Origin of the sequence: Fervidobacterium nodosum Rt17-B1 (assembly GCF_000017545.1) — a bacterium.
Taxonomy (GTDB): domain Bacteria; phylum Thermotogota; class Thermotogae; order Thermotogales; family Fervidobacteriaceae; genus Fervidobacterium; species Fervidobacterium nodosum.
In genome coordinates, this window is the sequence record NC_009718.1 from 516986 (window position 1) to 535364 (window position 18379).

Annotated in this window: 15 protein-coding genes; 4 read left to right on the forward strand and 11 right to left on the reverse strand. The window is 34.8% G+C overall.

Annotated elements, in window-relative coordinates; translation table 11 throughout:
- Positions 1-10: 10 nt before the first annotated feature.
- From FNOD_RS02490 to FNOD_RS02500, 3 genes are read right to left on the reverse strand one after another with little or no spacing between them, the layout of a single operon-like run.
- Entirely contained in the window at positions 11-1000 is a 990-nt protein-coding gene (locus FNOD_RS02490) for a radical SAM protein (RefSeq protein WP_011993666.1), read from the reverse strand.
- Positions 1001-1008: 8 nt separating this feature from the next.
- On the reverse strand, positions 1009-1848 hold the full coding sequence (locus tag FNOD_RS02495) for an NAD(P)/FAD-dependent oxidoreductase (protein ID WP_011993667.1): 840 nt from the start codon (positions 1846-1848) through the stop codon (positions 1009-1011).
- Positions 1849-1887: 39 nt separating this feature from the next.
- Entirely contained in the window at positions 1888-2667 is a 780-nt protein-coding gene (locus FNOD_RS02500) for a metallophosphoesterase family protein (protein ID WP_011993668.1), read from the reverse strand.
- A gap of 146 nt (positions 2668-2813) precedes the next feature.
- Here FNOD_RS02500 and FNOD_RS02505 point away from each other — a divergent pair, with 146 nt between their 5' ends.
- Entirely contained in the window at positions 2814-3692 is an 879-nt protein-coding gene (locus FNOD_RS02505; RefSeq protein ID WP_011993669.1) for a PhzF family phenazine biosynthesis protein, read from the forward strand.
- Positions 3693-4354: 662 nt separating this feature from the next.
- On the opposite strand, the gene FNOD_RS02510 is transcribed toward FNOD_RS02505, so the two are convergent.
- The 8 genes from FNOD_RS02510 to FNOD_RS02545 all read right to left on the reverse strand — a co-directional run bounded on the left by FNOD_RS02510 (position 4355) and on the right by FNOD_RS02545 (position 16024).
- The gene (locus FNOD_RS02510) at positions 4355-5806 is read right to left on the reverse strand and encodes a phospho-sugar mutase (protein WP_011993670.1); all 1452 of its coding nucleotides are present in this window, start codon (positions 5804-5806) and stop codon (positions 4355-4357) included.
- Positions 5806-7353, reverse strand: coding sequence for an ABC transporter permease (locus tag FNOD_RS02515; protein ID WP_011993671.1), 1548 nt, complete (start codon positions 7351-7353; stop codon positions 5806-5808). Before FNOD_RS02515 ends, FNOD_RS02510 begins: the two co-directional genes overlap by 1 nt.
- Positions 7350-9230 carry a glycoside hydrolase family 20 zincin-like fold domain-containing protein gene (locus tag FNOD_RS02520; RefSeq protein ID WP_011993672.1) on the reverse strand — a complete coding sequence of 627 codons (1881 nt, stop codon included), beginning with the start codon at positions 9228-9230 and terminating at the stop codon, positions 7350-7352. Before FNOD_RS02520 ends, FNOD_RS02515 begins: the two co-directional genes overlap by 4 nt.
- 39 nt (positions 9231-9269) lie before the next feature.
- Positions 9270-11255 (reverse strand): excinuclease ABC subunit UvrB, encoded by a 1986-nt coding sequence (uvrB, locus tag FNOD_RS02525; protein ID WP_011993673.1) that lies wholly within the window; start codon positions 11253-11255, stop codon positions 9270-9272.
- Positions 11256-11299: 44 nt separating this feature from the next.
- Positions 11300-12985 (reverse strand): Rqc2 family fibronectin-binding protein, encoded by a 1686-nt coding sequence (locus FNOD_RS02530; RefSeq protein ID WP_011993674.1) that lies wholly within the window; start codon positions 12983-12985, stop codon positions 11300-11302.
- 24 nt (positions 12986-13009) lie between these two features.
- Positions 13010-13990 carry a 2-hydroxyacid dehydrogenase gene (locus tag FNOD_RS02535; protein WP_011993675.1) on the reverse strand — a complete coding sequence of 327 codons (981 nt, stop codon included), beginning with the start codon at positions 13988-13990 and terminating at the stop codon, positions 13010-13012.
- A 139-nt stretch (positions 13991-14129) separates the two neighbouring features.
- Positions 14130-15335 carry an inorganic phosphate transporter gene (locus FNOD_RS02540; protein ID WP_011993676.1) on the reverse strand — a complete coding sequence of 402 codons (1206 nt, stop codon included), beginning with the start codon at positions 15333-15335 and terminating at the stop codon, positions 14130-14132.
- A 14-nt stretch (positions 15336-15349) separates the two neighbouring features.
- A complete protein-coding gene (locus tag FNOD_RS02545; protein ID WP_011993677.1) occupies positions 15350-16024 on the reverse strand; it encodes a DUF47 domain-containing protein in 675 nt (224 codons plus the stop codon).
- A 298-nt stretch (positions 16025-16322) separates the two neighbouring features.
- Between FNOD_RS02545 and FNOD_RS02550 the strand changes: the two genes are divergently transcribed.
- The 3 genes from FNOD_RS02550 to FNOD_RS09975 are packed head-to-tail and all read left to right on the forward strand — an operon-like array spanning position 16323 to position 18364.
- Positions 16323-16823: a carcinine hydrolase/isopenicillin-N N-acyltransferase family protein gene (locus FNOD_RS02550; protein WP_011993678.1), complete on the forward strand. Its 501-nt coding sequence runs from the start codon at positions 16323-16325 to the stop codon at positions 16821-16823.
- 16 nt (positions 16824-16839) lie between these two features.
- The gene (locus FNOD_RS02555; protein WP_011993679.1) at positions 16840-18186 is read left to right on the forward strand and encodes a RecQ family ATP-dependent DNA helicase; all 1347 of its coding nucleotides are present in this window, start codon (positions 16840-16842) and stop codon (positions 18184-18186) included.
- A 28-nt stretch (positions 18187-18214) separates the two neighbouring features.
- The gene (locus FNOD_RS09975; RefSeq protein WP_420794722.1) at positions 18215-18364 is read left to right on the forward strand and encodes a hypothetical protein; all 150 of its coding nucleotides are present in this window, start codon (positions 18215-18217) and stop codon (positions 18362-18364) included.
- Positions 18365-18379: the final 15 nt, after the last annotated feature.

The window sequence follows — 18379 nt, forward strand, 5'->3', positions numbered from 1 at the left end:
AATAATATGTTTACTCCTCTTTGACGAAAGTATACGCTTCTTCCAACTTCTTTTGCGCATTCAAGTGCCTTTGCACATACTGACCACAGTTACTTCCTATCTTATTTTCCTCGAGTTCACCAACACTTATTATCACATCGTATCCACTTTCTCTTAACTTATCGACGAATTCTCTATGTTCTAGCACCAAACCCTCACCAGTTACATCAGAATTAAGGCCGTTTTCTATTGAACGATACGTTGGATTCACTGGAGTAATTTTTATCAAGAATTTTTCCGGATTGAAGAAATTCATAATTACACGTGCATCGGCAATGTTTTCTTTCGCTAAGGCAAAGTTCAATGTAATCTTTCTATCTTCGGTTGTGACAAATTTTTCACCGTATTCAGATATTTCTCTAAATGACCATTTTTTTACCGGAATTATCTCATCTCTTTGCTTTTCATCTGTACTGTGAATAGAAAACTGAAGCTGGAACTTTCCACGATAATGCTTTTCTTTTATTTCAATTAATCTCTCAAACCATCCGTTTCTTCCAATTGGCGCAACAGTACTAATCGATGGCATAAGCCCTGGTGCGTCTATTATCTGAGGCAATTCATCTAAAACCTTCAAAACCTCGTCATTCAACGCAGGTTCCCCTACACGAGCAAATTGAATTTTGAACTTTTCGACAGGAACTTCATCCTCGTAACGACTTCTAATCAAGTACAATATTTGAGCCAAAATTTCCTCTTTGGATAATCTTCTTTTATAGTACCCACCAGCATCACACATTTTACAACCAACGGGACAACCATCCATTGTTGAAACAATCAGTACCCATTTTTTATCTCTCGGAATCGGTGGTTGGACTGACTCAACAAATTCCACGAGAGCTCCTTGCCTAGTCTTACCCAAATAAACCATCGCTATATCTTCTTTACCGTATTTTTCGATAATTTCAAGTTCTTGCGTGTATTTTAAATCCTTCAAAACCAAAACACCTCCAACTTCCATTTATTTTTTCATATTTCTATCTTCTTTAATATTTCCATCGCACATTTAACTCCATCACCTATGGCTATAGAAGATTGCCTAAAGTCCACATGTGCAACATCACCAATTATATAAACCTCTTTCCCAATTTCAACATTCTCAATTTCAGGTCTATTCTCAAGCCTTCCAATAGCTATAAGTAAAGCGTCGAAAGTATATCTTCCTTTTGAAGTCTCTACAATAATTTTATCATCAATGCTATTTTTACTTTCCACATTCAAAATTTCATCATTTATTCTTACTGGAATACCTAATCTTTCAACTTCCTTAACAAGCTTTGGCACAGCCTTTATTTTATTACCCCTAACAAAAACGGTGGAACTATTACCTCTCATAGCATTTTTGATAGCGCCATCAAACGAAACATCCCCACCACCATAAAAAGCGATATTTTTCGCGTCCTTTGGTAAATCTCGGAATTCATACACAATTCTATTAGAAATTTCGAATTTTTCAATTCTTTTCGGCTTAGTTCCCGTTGCAATTACGACTATATCGGAAAAATAAACATTATTTTTCCCAACCAATTTTATCTTCCCATCGTTTCCATAATTTTCTCTCTTTGTTATTTTAAAAATCTCATCGTAAACAATATCTATGTTGTTTTCTTTCACTATATTTCTAAATTTTTCAACTAAAAATTCCCCTGGTGCAGGTTCAACCAAGGGAAAATTTTCGACAAACCACGCATTTTCAATTAATCCACCTATAGTTCTTTTTTCGTAAATAACAACATCTACATTGTACCTTTTAAGAAAAGCAGCGCAAGAAACTCCAGCAGGTCCACCACCAACAATTGCTATTAACATTTAAAAACTTAATGCCTCCTATCAAAAATTTAAATAAAATCAAATTAAAAACTTTTTCTCCTCTTTTACAACAACCTTACCTGGTCCCATATCGAATGTGCCACCAAGTGCCAAAACCGTTCCAAGTTCTATTGGTAGTCCAACTCTAACGATTTCTTCTACAACCTTTTTTATATCATACTTCACATGTAAAAATTCATACCAAAAAACTCCATTATCTATATTTAATATCAGATAAGTGGCCCCCGGTATACCATCTTTTGTTCTCCCGACACTTCCAGGGTTTAGCACAGTCTTTCCAAAAATGTGTTTAGCCATCATTAAATGCGTATGTCCATTGATTATTATATCCTCTTCAACATCTTTAGCGATAAACTTAAGTCTTTCTGCGTTAGTTGAAGGTTTAACGTATTCGAGAAGATAATTAAGTGGGCTACCGTGAACAAGCAAAATTTTAACACCTTCAACTTCGATTGACAATCTTTTTGGTAAATTCCTCAAAAATTCTTTATTCTCTGGAGTTGTAACTTTTATAGTCCAATTTAAAGATTCATCGCCAACTTCTGTTTCTCTTCCTGGGTTATAAGAACAACCACAACTTTCTTTCTCGTACCCAACAGCATCATCGTAATTTCCCATAACAGTTATTATATTTTTTTCTTTTATCAAGCCAATAACTTCATTTGGATTAGGACCATATCCCACAAGGTCACCAAGGCAGTATATTCTATCTATCTGCTTTTTTTCAATATCGTTTAACACACTTTGAAGTGCTTCAAAATTCGAGTGTATATCTGAAATAAATGCTAGTCTCGTCATATTTAGACCTCCTTAGAAAAATATTTTTGAACCATAAATAGCTTTTGTCCAATTTTGTATTATAACACAAAATTATTAAGAAATTTTAGGATATTTGTGATAGAATAAAAATGGAAATTTGTGGTTAAAAAAGGAGGCCAAACTATATGTATTTGTATATTGCTGATGCCTTTACAGATAAACCTTTCTTAGGTAACCCTGCGGGTGTTGTTTTGCTTGACGATAATCACCAGATTTCAAAAGAGACAATGCAATTGTTAGCTAAAGAATTAAGATTTTCTGAAACAGCCTTTGTTAAGAGAAAAGGAAATAGTGATGAATTTACTGTGCTATTTTTCACACCTGTTTCCGAGATCGACTTATGTGGTCACGCAACTATAGCGACATTTACCGTACTTAGAGAAAAAGGAATCGTATCAACAGGTAAAACATACAAAATGATATCGCGGGCAGGAACACTTGAGATAGAAATTTTTGATAACCTAGTAATGATGGAACAAGCTGAACCTGCCATGGGTGATATAGTTGAAAATAAAGATATCGAATATATAGCTCAGGCACTTGGAATTGATCCGAACGATATTGGAGATACGAAATATAATTTATCACCAAGACCAGTTACAACAGGTTTGTGGGATCTGATTACACCAGTGAAAACCAAGCAAGTTTTATACAGCCTTTCTCCGGATTTCGAAAAAATCTCAGACTTTTGCCGAATAAATAATATAGTAAGCTTCCATGTATTTACACTAGACGAGGAAAAAGCGCTTGCAAATTGCCGAGATTTCGCACCACTTTACGGCATACCAGAAGAATCCGCAACTGGTACGGCAAATGGTGCGCTGATATATTATCTTTACAAACATGGCGTTGTTGAACCTGAAAAAACATACGAAATTATCCAAGGTGAAACAATGGGCAGAACGTCAAACATATTCGCAAAAATAAAGTTGAAAGATGGAATATACAAATCGTATATAGGAGGGAACGCAAAATTAATAGTTGAAGGTTATCTAAAGATTTAAATTTTATTTATCTTAAAAAGAGGATGATTTTTTGGAAAGCTTAAAAAAGATTTTTTCTCATTACCATATCTATTATAGTATTCTCTGCGATAGCTTTTGGTATATTTGTTACATACGCTCTTTATAGAGAGAAAACAAATAACGCAAAGGCTTTAATTTATCAAAAAATAAGTTAATCTCATTTTTGTTGAGAGACATTTTAAGAAATTTTACATCACATTAGTTCATTAGATATTGTGAGAAATGGTTAAAATTAACAGAAAAAGAGAAAAAATATAGAAGAATTCAAAATTTATATTCTGATATAAATTATCTATATTCAGGGCACGAAGATAAAACGCTGAAAATAAAACGTTAACGAAAGATGAATTTTTGATATTGGCAGAAGCTTCGAATTTGAAACAAGCGGTTGAAATAGCCGAGAGAATAAGAAAAATTATTGAAAGTGAATAATTTTATAGAGAAATAAAAATTACTATGAGTATAGGTGTTGCCTCTATCGAAGAATATCCCAACATATTTAACATAGATGAACTTATATCAGCTTCGATAAAAAGTTATACAACGCAAAATACAAAGGAAAAAATAGGACAAAATAATAAAATTAAGGAAAAAAATAAAACATGGCTTCATTCAATCTGAAGCCATGTTTTATTTTTTGCTTATCCTTCCGATAATTTTTTAACTATCTCTATCATCTCATTCGAAAGTTTTTCAAGTTTCGCTTTTGTATCTTCAGAGCTTTCTCCTTTTACCATCACATAGGCTTTCATCTTCGGTTCTGTACCAGATGGCCTTACAAAAATCATACCATAATCAAAATCTAACCTAAGCGTTTCATTTGGTATGACACCATCGAACCCTTTTGAGTAATCAACGATATTTTTCAAACCATCTATACTAAATGATTTCATCTTTTCATACACTGCATATGACTTTTCAACAGAGCCAAGCTCGAAGTTTAGTAAGTTTTCAAAATAATACCCATACTTACCGTAAAGCTCTTTCAATCTCTCAAGTAGATCAACTTTTTTGGCAACCCTTGCAACAAGTCCAGATGCAAGTACAGCGTCTTTGTCTCTCGCTAAATCACCAGTCAAATAACCACAGCTCTCCTCAAAACCGATTACAAAATCAAGGTCTTTTCTTTTTTCAACCAAATCACCGATGAACTTAAAGCCGGTAGGTACTTCAAAGAGCTTTATACCATTTTCCTTACACATTGGTACAACCATATTTGTACTTACTATGGTTTTTACAAGCATTCCATTGTTCTTGCCACTTTTTCTGTATTCATCTATCAAATTATCGCTTAAAAGTACTCCGACATTATTTCCAGTTAATCTAACGTTCTTAAATACCACACCAACCCTATCCGCATCAGGGTCCGTTGCTATTCCCAAATCCACGTTGAATTTCACCATGTAATCTTTTAGAAGTTCAAGAGCCCTGTCATCTTCTGGATTTGGCGTCTTAACGGTTGGAAAATTACCATTGTGTTCCATCTGCTCTTTCACTTCAATAACCTCTGCACCAAGTAATCTTAAAAGTTGTGGTACAAATCTTGCACCCGTACCATGTAATGGAGAATAAACTACTTTCAATCCATCCAATCTTTCACCGATTAACCTTGCAACATCTTGAACGTATTCATCTAACATATCATGAGATACAAAGTTATATTTTTCAACAGCATTTATAGGCTCATTCCAGGCATTCTCTACTAACTTAGCCAAAACATCGGTAACCTCTGGTATAGCTTGCACACCGTTTGATGTGTAAACCTTGTAACCATTATATTCCGGTGGATTGTGACTTGCGGTGATAACAATTCCCATATCCATCTTCAATTTTCTCACACCATATGAAAGCACGGGAGTTGGAACAGGTTCTGAGAATAAATAAGCATCAAGACCTTCGCCAGAAAAAACAGAAGCAGCAATCTTCGCAAACTTTTCAGAGTTGTTTCTTGTATCGTAGGCTATAAGAACTTTGTGTAAGTTGTTCATCTTCATATAATTTGCCACACCTTTTGACGCAACAGCTACAGTTTTTTCATCGAATTCCCCTTCACGCATAATTCCTCTAATTCCACCGGTACCGAAAAGAATCATCAAAATTCCTCCTTTTTCGTGGCTTCGTTTATTAAGAACAAAGATACGACAAATATAAAATAAAATGTATTGAGTACCATCGCTATCTCTGTGTTACGCGAACTCATAAGTCTGAAAACCACTGCAGAGAATGTCATAATAGGTGGTTCCGCTAAGGTTAATGTACCAGACGTCTCTCCCACAGATATTGTAAACGAATAAATGAAAGCTGTAAATAAAAATCCCTTTAAAAGTGGGATTGCTATCTTTACAATAGTTTTGAATCTCCCAGCTCCATCAACACGTGCAGCATCGATAATAGAATTGGGTATACTCCTCCACCCCGATTCTATAATCCCAAAAGATATGGGAAGGGTAATTAAAGAGTGCGTGAGGATTATTTTCAAAAGTGTAGGAATATTTATCAACACATACGAAAACGCTATCGTTACAGAAGACATAGCCGCAGGAATTAAAATAAGATATGTTATTTTCTTACCACGTGATGAATAATAACCCGCTATCGTACTTATTACCAAACTAATTACAGACGCACTTGTAGAAATTAAAATTGTGTAAAAGATAATATCCTTAACCGTGGCACCAACTAAATATTCTAAATTCTCATTTTTGAAAAACTCAAAGTTTTTTAGTGAGAATCGCCCGTAATAATCCAAAAATCCGGATAATGCGGAATAAATTAAAGGCACAAATATCAACAAAGTTGAAACCACAAAAAACACATAACCCCACTTTGGAAATCTTTCCAAATGCTTATGGTAATTTTTTTCGTAAGTCTCCCTTTTTATAGAAAGTACGTAACCTATTATTGAAATGAACAGCAATTGGAAAACCATCAATGTTGAAGCGGCTTTGAAATCAAACGTAATACGTGAGTACATGTATATTGCCACTTCTATAGTTGAATACTTAATCCCCCCTAAGATAAGCACAACGGAAAAACTCGTGAAGGTATATATATAAGTCAGAAAAAATGCCCTTAAAATCGAAGGCATCAACAAATGCAATTCAATCTTTTTAAATATTTCCCACTTACCTGCGCCATCTATCTTTGCGGCCTCTATAATATACCCATCTATATTCTCCCAGGCATCGCCAACAATTCTTATAAACAATGGAAAGTTGTAAAAAACATGCCCAAGCAAAATCGCAGAGAATGTATAGAGAATTTGCAAATCCAGACCAAACAACCTAAGCAAACGTGTGTATATACCACTTTTCCCAAATGTTAGAAAAAAGCCAATAGCCATTGTTATACCTGGTAATACAAAAGGGATACTCGACATAACTTTAAAAATACGCTTTATAACCGGATTTATCTTTGTTCTTCCAACTAAATAAGCTCCGGGAAGACCAAGCAACATTGTCAAAAGCGATGATAAAAAGGCTTGGTATATCGTGAATTTTATCTTCGATAGGTTATCGATAAGGGCTTGTAAGCTTAATCCATTTGAAAAGTAAAGATTGAACGAAAAAGGTATAATTAACGCAAATATAATGTAAAAAATAGGGATTAGCTCGTATATTTTTGACTCTACCTTCCTCAAAAAATCAACCCCCGAAGGTCACCACGTCTGACTCTTAGAATCCTCGAAAGTTTATAGATACTCTGCTCAAGACCACCAGGTCTATTTTGAACCAACCATATTCTTCTGTAAGACTCGATAACTTTATTAAATTCATCCTCAAATTCCATCCATTCATTCTCTGGAACCGCTTGAATGTCTTTGTATATACTCAAAAACTTCATAACTTTAAGCCCCAGCAATGCAAAATCTATATTATTCAAAATTTGGTCAACAACGAATGATAGTTTACTATCTTCATCACTCCTAAACTTTTGAATTTCTTTTCTTAATGAAAGCACATCATTTTCAACTTCTTTGATTTTTTCGAGTTCTAATTTATAATTCCCGTTTCTTTCGGGATACAAGAACGCGTAAAAGAAAGGTGTACCGTTGGGCGTATAAAAGAGCTTATTGTGAACTATTCCAAGTTTGTAAATTAATTCCGCAATAGGATATTCATCAGGATTAACTTCAAAAATATTGATATCCAAAGCTTTTAAAAATTTATCGATATTAACTTCTGAAACATTCCAACTCATTTCCGCGCTGTAAGAAAAACCGATCCATGAGAAAGGTAAATGCTGTACGTGACCGTTATCGCCCCAATCGGTAGTGAGTACACCTATCGCACCGTATTTTTTACCATTGAAAATTGCGTTCTTTATATTTACCACTGCATTATCGGCTCTTCCAACAAAAGTATTCCAAGTAGAAGTACCAGGGCAAACGTAAAACGAAAGACCACTGTCAGCGTACAAACCACATTTTTCTTCGTATGGATGATCTGCTTCATATCCCCAAACCATAGGTATCATATCTTTTGGAAGATACCTGATAAACTCCGGGTGATTTTCTATGATATCCCCCCAGAACATCACAGACTCCTTGTGCTTTTTAGCAATTTTGTAAATCTTCATCAGAAAATCAAAATATACTTTCCCTTTCCCATATCTCTCGCAAAGTTCTTTCGATTTACCGACCCCAAGATCGAACGTTTCGTCGCATCCTACATTAGCCTGCTCACTTGAAAACAAAGGCAATAGTTCATCAAGAATCTCTTCAACAAACTTTTCCGATTCAGGCACAGCGGGAGAAAGCGAGAACGGGTATTCATAGCGCCCACCCCAAGGTGTTTCATATCCTTCCGGAGCTTCCGCAAGATGTTTGTATTTATCATGTATAAGCCACTTACTCATATGTCCAAATGTGTTCTGATTTGGCACAAGTTCGATATACCGTTCCTTGCAATATTTATCAAGCTCAATTATCTCTTCATGTGTTAACGGAGAATAATCCTTCCAAACTTCTTCGTGTTCTTTGTACGCAAACGTATGCTCCATATATAATTGAACCTGATTTATTTTTAACTCAGAAAGTTTATCAATAATATATTTCAAAGTATCCAGCTTTGGCATCCTATCGCGACTGATATCTATCATTATTCCCCTGTTTGGAAAATCAGGATAATCTTCTATAAAAAGTTTCGGTATTTTTTTGCCAAATTGTCTAATCAACTGCTTTAACGTCTGAACACCGTAAAATAAACCCCTTTCGTCGTGACCAAGAATAGTTATATAATCATCCATGAATAATTTGTACCCTTCTTTGTGCGGTACAACGTATGGATTAACACCAATGAAAATATCGCCATAGTATAGATTGGGACTTTTGTAACGATCAAATCTATACGAAATACCTTCTTTCTCTAAGAAATTCACTAAACTCGTTCCAATATCTACACTCTCAGAAAAAACCCACCGATTTGAGCTTAATAAAAAAGTTCCATCTTTAACTTCCAACTTTTTTGGAAACGGAATAAGGTAAATTTCAAAATCATATCCATTAACTTTCCTCATAAATATCCCCCCATGATTATTAAAAACGAAAAATGGGCACTAATTCCTATTAAGTTCCTCTTTTATTTTGAAAAGCTCATCACGCAACCTTGCGGCATCTTCATAACGCAATTCAGAGGCAGCTTTGTACATCTCCTCTTCAAGCAAAGCAGCGTATTCTTCCAAAGATAAACTCTCTTTCATTTGTAAAATAGAGTCCTCGTACACTTTGTACATTTCCTCTTCTTTGTCTCTAAACGGTGCAAATATGTCTTCCATCAGTGGTTTTATAATCGTTTTTGGCTTTATTCCATGCTTTTCGTTGTACTCCATTTGTATTTTCCTTCTTCTGTTCGTCTCATCAATAGCACGTTGCATAGCTGGTGTTATCCTATCGGCGTACATAATAACCTTTCCATTTTCATTTCTTGCGGTTCTTCCGATTATCTGTATCAACGTAGTCTCACTTCTCAAAAAACCTTCAGTATCCGCATCCAATATTGCCACCAAAGACACTTCAGGCAAATCAAGACCTTCCCTGAGCAAGTTGACACCCACAACAACATCTATTTCTCCAGCCCTTAGTTTTTTCAAAACCTCCACACGTTTAATCGCATCTAATTCCGAATGCAAATACAACGCCCTGATGTTGAATTCTACAAGGTATTCAGCCAACATCTCAGCTGTTTTCTTCGTAAGTACAGTGACTAACGCTTTCTCACCACGTTTTTTGACTTGTACAATCTCGTTTACTAAATCATCAACTTGATACCTCGTTGGTCTTACCTCAACTTGTGGATCTATTAAACCAGTTGGTCTGATTATCTGTTCAACAACTTGCTCTGAAACCTCAAGTTCGTAAGGTCCGGGCGTTGCAGAAACGAATATAACCTGATTAACTTTCTGCATAAACTCATCGAACTTCAACGGCCTGTTATCGTAAGCGCAAGGCAGCCTAAAGCCATATTCTACAAGGCTTTTCTTCCTTGACATCTCACCATGGTACATCGCTCTGAGTTGTGGAATAGTGATATGCGACTCATCTATAAACACTATGAAATCTTCGTCGTAATAATCAAGGAGTGAATAAGGAGGCTCTCCAGGTTGTCTGCCATCAAAGTGTCTTGAATAATTCTCTATGCCGGTACAATAACCGAGTGTAGAAAGCAATTCTATATCATTCATCGTTCTCTGCCAAAGCCTTTGTGCTTCCAACTCCTTACCTTCACTTCTTAACTTCTTAACCTGTTCATCCAATTCTGCGCGAATACTCTTAACTGCTCTCTCTATTTTTTCCTCAGTTGTAACGTACTCCTTTGTTGGATATATGGTTAATCTATCAAGTCGTTCTATAACATCTCTATTCATCCTATCAAATGTGTACATCCTATCAATTTCATCACCGAATAACTCTATCCTTATCCCTTCATCTTGATAAGACGGGAATATTTCCAGCGTATCACCACGGAGCCTGAAACTTCCAGTTAAACCTATATCTTCCTTTCTTTCGTAACCTATCTTAACTAACTTCTTGACAAATTCAGACAGATTTATCCTCTGCCCAACCTCGAGCTTTATATTGAGCGTATCAAAATCACGTGGGTCACCACATGCGTATATCGCAGAGACACTTGCAACAACGATAACATCCCTGCGCGTCATTATAGATTTTATAGCACTCATACGCATACGCGCTATAACATCGTTTATATCCGCACTTTTCTCTATATACAAATCCTTTGTGGGTACATACGCCTCAGGCTGATAATAATCGTAATAACTTATGAAAAACTCCACCTTATTATTCGGAAAGAACGCTTTAAACTCCGAATAAAGTTGCGCTGCTAAAGTTTTATTTGGGGAGATTATTAAAACAGGTCTATTAACTTCCTTTATAACATTTGCCATCGTAAATGTCTTACCGCTCCCCGTAACACCCAGGAGCGTTTGAAAGCGATAACCTTTATTCAAACCATTTACAAGACTTTCTATCGCCTGAGGCTGATCCCCCATCGGTTCATAATCACTTATAAGTTCATATGGCATAAGTACTTTATGCCTCCTCTTGAAATTTAAAACATTATAAAATATTATCTTTGAATCGGATCAACGAACAACGTCTTGAAATTCGAATAAAGCACCAACCCTGGTTTTAATCCTCTCACTTTTTTGACGTACTTGATGTAAGTATAGTCAATTGGCACATTACTTGAGTATCTTCCCTTACTGTAAGTGGCCGCTAATCGCGCGGCGTAATACAATGTATCTTCATCAACACTCTTCCCATTTGTTTTTATCACCACATGGGCTCCAGGCATACCTTGTACATGTAACCATATATCATTATCACTTGACCTTACAACAAGTTCGTCGTTTTGTCTGTTATTCTTACCAACCAATATCGTAAAACCGTTATAAACATACTTTCTAGGCTCAGAAACCTGTTCACTTTTTTTCTTACCTTTTTTATCAACTTTCTTCTTAATCAAACCATTTTCGACCATTTCATCTTCTATTTCAAATAATTCCTCCAACCCCTCAGCATTCTCTATAGTCAATTGCAACTGCTGAAGGTAAGAGAGTTCTTTAGATAGAATTTCTTTTCTTTCCTCTATCCCTTTTGCTTTCCTTTTCAACTTTGAATACAAATTGAAATATTTAACACTATTTTCGATAGGTGATAAATTCTTCTCCAGCGGTACAGAAACATGGCTATCACTTTCCCAATCGTAAAGACTCGCCATTTCTTCACCACAATTTATCTGGTAACTGTAAGCCTTAATAAGCTCACCGTATTTTCTGTATTTATCAGCATCTTTACACTCTTCAAGCTCTCTTTCAAGTTCAGAGAGTAAATTCTCGTAATGGTCTATTTTGCTTTTCACAACACTTATAAGTTGATTTCGTTTTTCAGTAATTTTATCCTTAACTTCAACATACTCAAAATATTCGTTCACACATTTCACAAACTCAGAACATTTTTTCTCATCTCTGTACTGGTGGAGACGTATCACGGAAATATCCTTAGGTTTTTCATCTTCGTAGTACAGTCTTAACGTTCCTTCTTTTAATTCTTCCTTTACACTTATCAATATTTCATATACTCTTTTCAAATCCTCAAGCGAAACTTCTGATAAACTCTTGTTATCGAGTTCAGATCTATACAAAACCTCCTCAGCTGTGACTTTTGAAAAACCTTGGAATTTGGTGTATATAAACTCAACAAGACTTTTCTTTTTATCATAAAAACCTTCGAAAACACTTTTCAATTTATCGAATGAATCAATTTCATCGATTGTCAGCTTATCTGAAGGATACAAAACAAATTTTTCGCCGGGAAATATATTTCTAAACTTAGTTTGGACCCTTTTGAACGCTTCAAGTATCTCCGAATTCTCAACAATTATCGCGTTGGAGTGTTTACCCATAATATCAAAGTACAAAACATAGTTGTGAACAACGCCAATTTCATCAATCTTCTTTAACTCCAAAACAACCGTTCGCTCATATTGGATATTTGAAAAATCAACGACCTTCGCTCCCCTTATCCTACTGCGCAAAAATTCGACAAAATTATTTTTCTCTGGATCTTCAACAAAGTGGTTCACAAATGATATATACGAAAAATTCGGATTAAGAGATACCTTTAAATCTCCGTTATCGAAAGAAAAATACAAGATATGCTTAGATAAATAAACATTTCTCAAATTAAATCCAACAATTTTCTTTGCTATTTGCTCAACAGTTCCTCTCATCACAAATCCATCGTACGGCATGAAAGTGCTCCTTTCACGTTCACATCAATATTCTAAATCCAAATCAACGATATTTTTCGGAGCTTTTCCCGAGAGAATTAACCTCAGATTTTCTATCGTTTCGTCTATCCTGCCAGTCTGCCCTTCTATTGTAAATCCACCAACGTGTGGAGAAATGACAACATTTCTAAGAGTATGAATTGGATATTTAGAAGGTAATTGAACAGCATGATCAACATTTGGATAAAGATACCACGTATCTATACCTGCGCCGGCTAAAATATTTTCTTTCAGTGCAAAATAAAGTCCTTCTTCATCAATCAGTTGACCTCTCCCAACGTTTATAAGAAATTTACCACGCATTGAATACAATCGTTCTTTATCTATAATTCCATAAGTTGATTTCGTAAGTGGCAAAGCAACAAAGATAACTTCGCCAAACCTTATAGCTTCATCGATATCTGTGGTAATGTGTTGAACATAATCTACAGATTCGATACTCCTTTTGTACCCCATTATTTCGCAATCAAATCCAGAAAGCAATTTAGCTATACTCCTTCCAATGGTTCCCAACCCAAGAATTGAAACCTTTTTCCCTTGGATTGAATACCAAAAATCTTCCTTCTTTGAGCCTGCTTCGTATCCATGCCATATACCCTTTGACAAATCGTTATGGTACTCCACGACCCTTCCCATAACAGCTAAAGCAAGTGCAACAGCGCGTTCTGCAACAATCTTTCCATTCCCATGGTTATTTGAAACAACAATATTTCTCTTTTTAATTGCTTCTATAGGTAAGCCATTAACTCCGGCCCATGGAACAATTATATATTTCAAACGCTCAGCTTTATTCAACTGACTTTCACTTAATCCACCAGTTACAATTACATCAGCTATCGGAATAAACTGCTCAGCTTCCATTCTATCTGCTGGAATAGCGAAATCATCGTTTGGAAATTCAGATTTCAACTCTTCAATTTTCAATTTAAAATAATCAATTAATTTGGTCAGAAAAAGTACGGTCATATTAACTCTCCTCCTAATAATTTAGACTATTCTAATAAAATTATACCACAATTAAAATAAACGACATTGTAAAAAAAACGTAGGTTGCATTTTTACAACCTACGTTTACTTCTTTATCGCTATGTTGACTAAAAATTCATTAAAAGAACGTTGTCAACGCAAGATATAATATCGCGCTCACACCCGCGGAGAATGGAATGGTTATAAGCCAAGATACAACTATTTCTTTAAGCACTCCCGTATTAACTACTTCTATACCTCTTGCCAAACCAACACCAGTAACCGCACCAACTACCGTATGAGTTGTACTTATTGGAAAACCAAATATAGATGAAAGAAGCACCGTTGTGGCTGTACCAAAGTCTATTGAAAATCCCCTTGTATTATTAAGCTCGGTTATATCATGACCTATCGTTTGCATAACTTTGTACCCGTACAGTAAAACTCCAAGAGCAATTCCGAGTCCTCCAATGAACAATATATACTTTGGCATCTCAACGCTTGAAAAATTTGCCGCTCCGGTTTGTTGGATCATAAATATGAGCGCTATTGGACCTACTGCATTTGCAACATCATTCGCACCGTGTGAAAAACAAACGTAAGCAGAAGTAAGTACTTGAACATTTTTAAATATTGATTCAACTGCGTCGTAATCGTTGCTATTTCTCTTTACATACCTAACAACAAGAAAATAAGAAACAAGCCACGCAATGAATCCTAAAACAAGTCCAACTATCGCGGAATATGCATATGTTTTTTTCAACGTTTTGAATGTAAAAAGGAAGGAAATAAGGAAGAACGTAAAACCAATCATAACAGGAGCAACTTTCTTAGCGGCGGTAAGTGGGTTGGGTCTGTGTAAGATTGTAACTGTAAGTATTTTGAAAACAAGATATGCTAAAATACCGCCAACAACAGGAGATATAACCCAAGAAAGAACGATTTTCAGCAATTTAGACCAGTAAACAACCTTAAAACCACCACTCACCAAACCAAATCCAATCATTCCACCTATAATAGAGTGAGTTGTAGAAACAGGCATTCCATAAACAGTCGCAAACATTACCCAAATTCCAGCCGCAAGTAAAGCAGAAATCGCACCGTAAATAACATAATTTGGATTTTGGATATGCTCAATAGATACGATACCACTGGCTATTGTCTTAGTAACGGCAGCTCCAAACATAACAGCTCCCAAAAATTCTAAAAAGGAAGCCAACAGTGCTGCTTGCTTTGGAGTTATGGCCTTTGCACCAACGGCTGTAGCCATACCGTTAGCTACATCATTTGCACCAATCGCAAACGCCATAAACATACCTATCAAAATTGCAAATAGCGTTATCATATCCTAATCCTCCTTTATTGGTGTGTAATCATTCTAATTCTCTCAACAACATTCTTCGCTCTATCTTCAATTCTCATAAGCAATATAATAATACTGTTGAGGAACATTATATCAACAGCATTCATCTCGTACTTTTTAGAGAACAACTTCTTACCAATCTCCAAACCAAGTATATCACTCGAATGCTCCTCTTTTTCTACGACACTCACCCTTTCGTCTCCTTCCTTTACCTCCTTAGGAGAAAACGCTGATTCAACGATTAATCTTAGTTCTTTAGCAATTTCGCTCATGTGAATAACACTTTCGGAAACGAGATCCGATAATTGCAAAATATCTTTTGCCACATCTTCAGGTATATTTTCAACCTTATTCATAGTAAGCATTTTAAGTACATCATCAGTTATATCAATTATTGAGTCGGTATTATGAAGAATATCGAGAAAATCAGACTTATTAAAATAAGTCCATTTAAGCTTCGAGTATATCTCTCTAACTTTAATCTTAATTCCATCAGCTTTATCTTCAAACTCATCAATCTTTTTCGAAAATCCTTCTATATTACCACCGTTCAAATAAACCTTTATGGCTTCTTTCATAACACCCGCAGCTTCCACACACAAAATTGTGTGTTCGATAAACAACTCAAGAGGAGAACGGTAAGGCACTAACTTGTTAAAAATATTCGCCATAGACTCACTCCTTTCAAAATTTTATTTTCCCAGGTGATTATATCACAAACTCAATATGGAATCAAATAAAATAAATATTAAATAGTATTTGAGCAATATTTAAATGAACTTTTTAAGCCAAATAAACTTTCAACCCCAAATTTTAAAATATATTTGTGTTTAACAAGTCAAATTAACAAACCAAAACAGCAAGGTGCAGTTTTTTCTATTGAAAATATTCCAGAAAATTTGCAATATATTACTACAATTGTCGTATAATATAATTAAATCAATATATCAAAACAATGGAGGTATTTTTATGTGCGATACAATGGTTGCATTACGCAGCGCAACAGCTGATAATTCTGTAATTTTCGCTAAAAATAGCGATAGGGAACCTGACGAACCTCATGTGGGAATATTTGTTAAAAGAAAAAAACATACGGAGAAAAAGGTAAAATGCACTTATATAGAAATAGAACAAGTGCCTGAAACATACTCATGTATGTTATTTAAACCATCTTGGATTTGGGGAGCAGAAATGGGGGTTAACGAATACGGAGTTGTAATAGGTAATGAAGCGGTATTTACCAAGTTAATCTCAAAAGAAGAATCTTTGATAGGAATGGATTATGTAAGATTGGCTCTTGAAAGATCAAAAAATGCAAAAGAAGCAGTTGAGGTTATAATAAACCTCATTATTTGGAAAATTTTAGATTTAGTAATTTTTAAAAAATCTATTCGGAATAAAAGATTTAATAATACCTCTGAAGTATATGAATCATCTGAATTAACATTTGGAAGCTACAATAACTATTAAGCAAAGGATGGTGACTATGGATAAGAAAGAAGCCTTGGAACATCTAAGAAACAAATTTGGATTTAATAATTTTAAGGAAAATCAATGGGAGATAATTCAAAGGATACTAAATGGTGAAAAGATATTACTAATAGCAAGAACAGGCTTCGGAAAATCTTTATGTTATCAATTCCCTGCAACAGTATTTGATGGTATCACATTAGTGTTCTCTCCACTAATAGCGCTCATGAGAGATCAAGTAAAGTTCTTAAGGAAAAAAGGTATACCCGCAGCAAGTATAAACAGCAATCATTCAGATGATAATGAAGAAAATAGGAAAATAAATAAGAAAATATTAGAAGACGCTGTCAATGGAAAATACAAAATACTGTACATAGCCCCAGAAAGAATTGACAATGAAACATGGAAAAAATACTTACCCAACTTGAAAATATCATTCGTCGTAGTTGACGAAGCACATTGCATATCTGTATGGGGTCATGACTTCAGACCAGATTATAGAAAAATTAGAGAAATAATAAGAGCTGTGCCAAAAAGCATACCTGTATTAGCTGTAACAGCAACAGCCGACGATTTCATCGCAGAAGATATTAAAGAACAGATGCAATCGTATATTGGAGAAGATATAGAAATAGTGAGAAATGATCTATTTAGAGAAAATTTAAGAATTAGAGTTATAGAAGTAAATGGTGAAGAAGAAAAACTAGCTTTTTTACTGCGATACCTTAAAGAAAATAACAACGGTAGTGGAATTGTTTACACCGCTTCAAGAGGAAGAGCGGAAAAATACTCTAGATGGTTAAGATTCAACAACATTAACGCTATATATTACCATTCAGAAATTAAAAGTAAAGATAGAAAAACCATAGAGAAAGAATTTTTCGAAAACAAATATAAATGTGTAGTCGCGACAAACGCTTTAGGAATGGGAATAGACAAAAAAGACATAAGATTCATCATTCATACAGAATTTCCTGGATCCTTGATACACTATTACCAAGAAATAGGAAGGGCAGGTAGAGATAATAAACCATCTGATATAATATTGTTGTACGATGAAAAAGATATAGAAATACAAGAATACTTTATTGATCAAAGCAAACCAGAAAGATATAAATATGAATTAGTTTTAATTTCTTTGAAAAGAAAGAGAGCCACTTTCGATGAATTAGTGAATGAAACCAAATTGCGCAAAAGAGAAGTTAATAACATATTAGTAGATTTGCAAGACCAAAGAGCTATATTTAAAAACAATTTAGATGGAAAAACATACTACGAATACAATCCAAACTTTAAAGAAATCAACTATGCCAAAATCGAGGAGATAAAGAGATATAAATTAAAAAAAATTGTACGATTTTAAAGATTTTGTTTATAGCAGAAAATGTAGAATGAATTATCTCTGCAACTATTTAGGTAACCATACTACAAGAAAATGCGGCGCCTGTGATAATGATACCAATAGATTTATAAGCGCGAATATATCACAGCAAGAAAGACAACTGTTAAAAAAGTTCTACTCTATTATTCACAGATCGTAGATATGATTATTAATA

Excerpts from the sequence above, each read along its gene's own strand:
- FNOD_RS02490 (WP_011993666.1), bottom strand. The coding sequence starts at position 1,000 with ATGGAAGTTGGAGGTGTTTTGGTTTTGAAGGATTTAAAATACACGCAA.
- FNOD_RS02495 (WP_011993667.1), bottom strand. The coding sequence starts at position 1,848 with ATGTTAATAGCAATTGTTGGTGGTGGACCTGCTGGAGTTTCTTGCGCT.
- FNOD_RS02500 (WP_011993668.1), bottom strand. The coding sequence starts at position 2,667 with ATGACGAGACTAGCATTTATTTCAGATATACACTCGAATTTTGAAGCA.
- FNOD_RS02505 (WP_011993669.1), top strand. The coding sequence starts at position 2,814 with ATGTATTTGTATATTGCTGATGCCTTTACAGATAAACCTTTCTTAGGT.
- FNOD_RS02510 (WP_011993670.1), bottom strand. The coding sequence starts at position 5,806 with ATGATTCTTTTCGGTACCGGTGGAATTAGAGGAATTATGCGTGAAGGG.
- FNOD_RS02520 (WP_011993672.1), bottom strand. The coding sequence starts at position 9,230 with ATGAGGAAAGTTAATGGATATGATTTTGAAATTTACCTTATTCCGTTT.
- uvrB (WP_011993673.1), bottom strand. The coding sequence starts at position 11,255 with ATGCCATATGAACTTATAAGTGATTATGAACCGATGGGGGATCAGCCT.
- FNOD_RS02530 (WP_011993674.1), bottom strand. The coding sequence starts at position 12,985 with ATGCCGTACGATGGATTTGTGATGAGAGGAACTGTTGAGCAAATAGCA.
- FNOD_RS02535 (WP_011993675.1), bottom strand. The coding sequence starts at position 13,990 with ATGACCGTACTTTTTCTGACCAAATTAATTGATTATTTTAAATTGAAA.
- FNOD_RS02540 (WP_011993676.1), bottom strand. The coding sequence starts at position 15,335 with ATGATAACGCTATTTGCAATTTTGATAGGTATGTTTATGGCGTTTGCG.
- FNOD_RS02545 (WP_011993677.1), bottom strand. The coding sequence starts at position 16,024 with ATGGCGAATATTTTTAACAAGTTAGTGCCTTACCGTTCTCCTCTTGAG.
- FNOD_RS02550 (WP_011993678.1), top strand. The coding sequence starts at position 16,323 with ATGTGCGATACAATGGTTGCATTACGCAGCGCAACAGCTGATAATTCT.
- FNOD_RS02555 (WP_011993679.1), top strand. The coding sequence starts at position 16,840 with ATGGATAAGAAAGAAGCCTTGGAACATCTAAGAAACAAATTTGGATTT.
- FNOD_RS09975 (WP_420794722.1), top strand. The coding sequence starts at position 18,215 with ATGAATTATCTCTGCAACTATTTAGGTAACCATACTACAAGAAAATGC.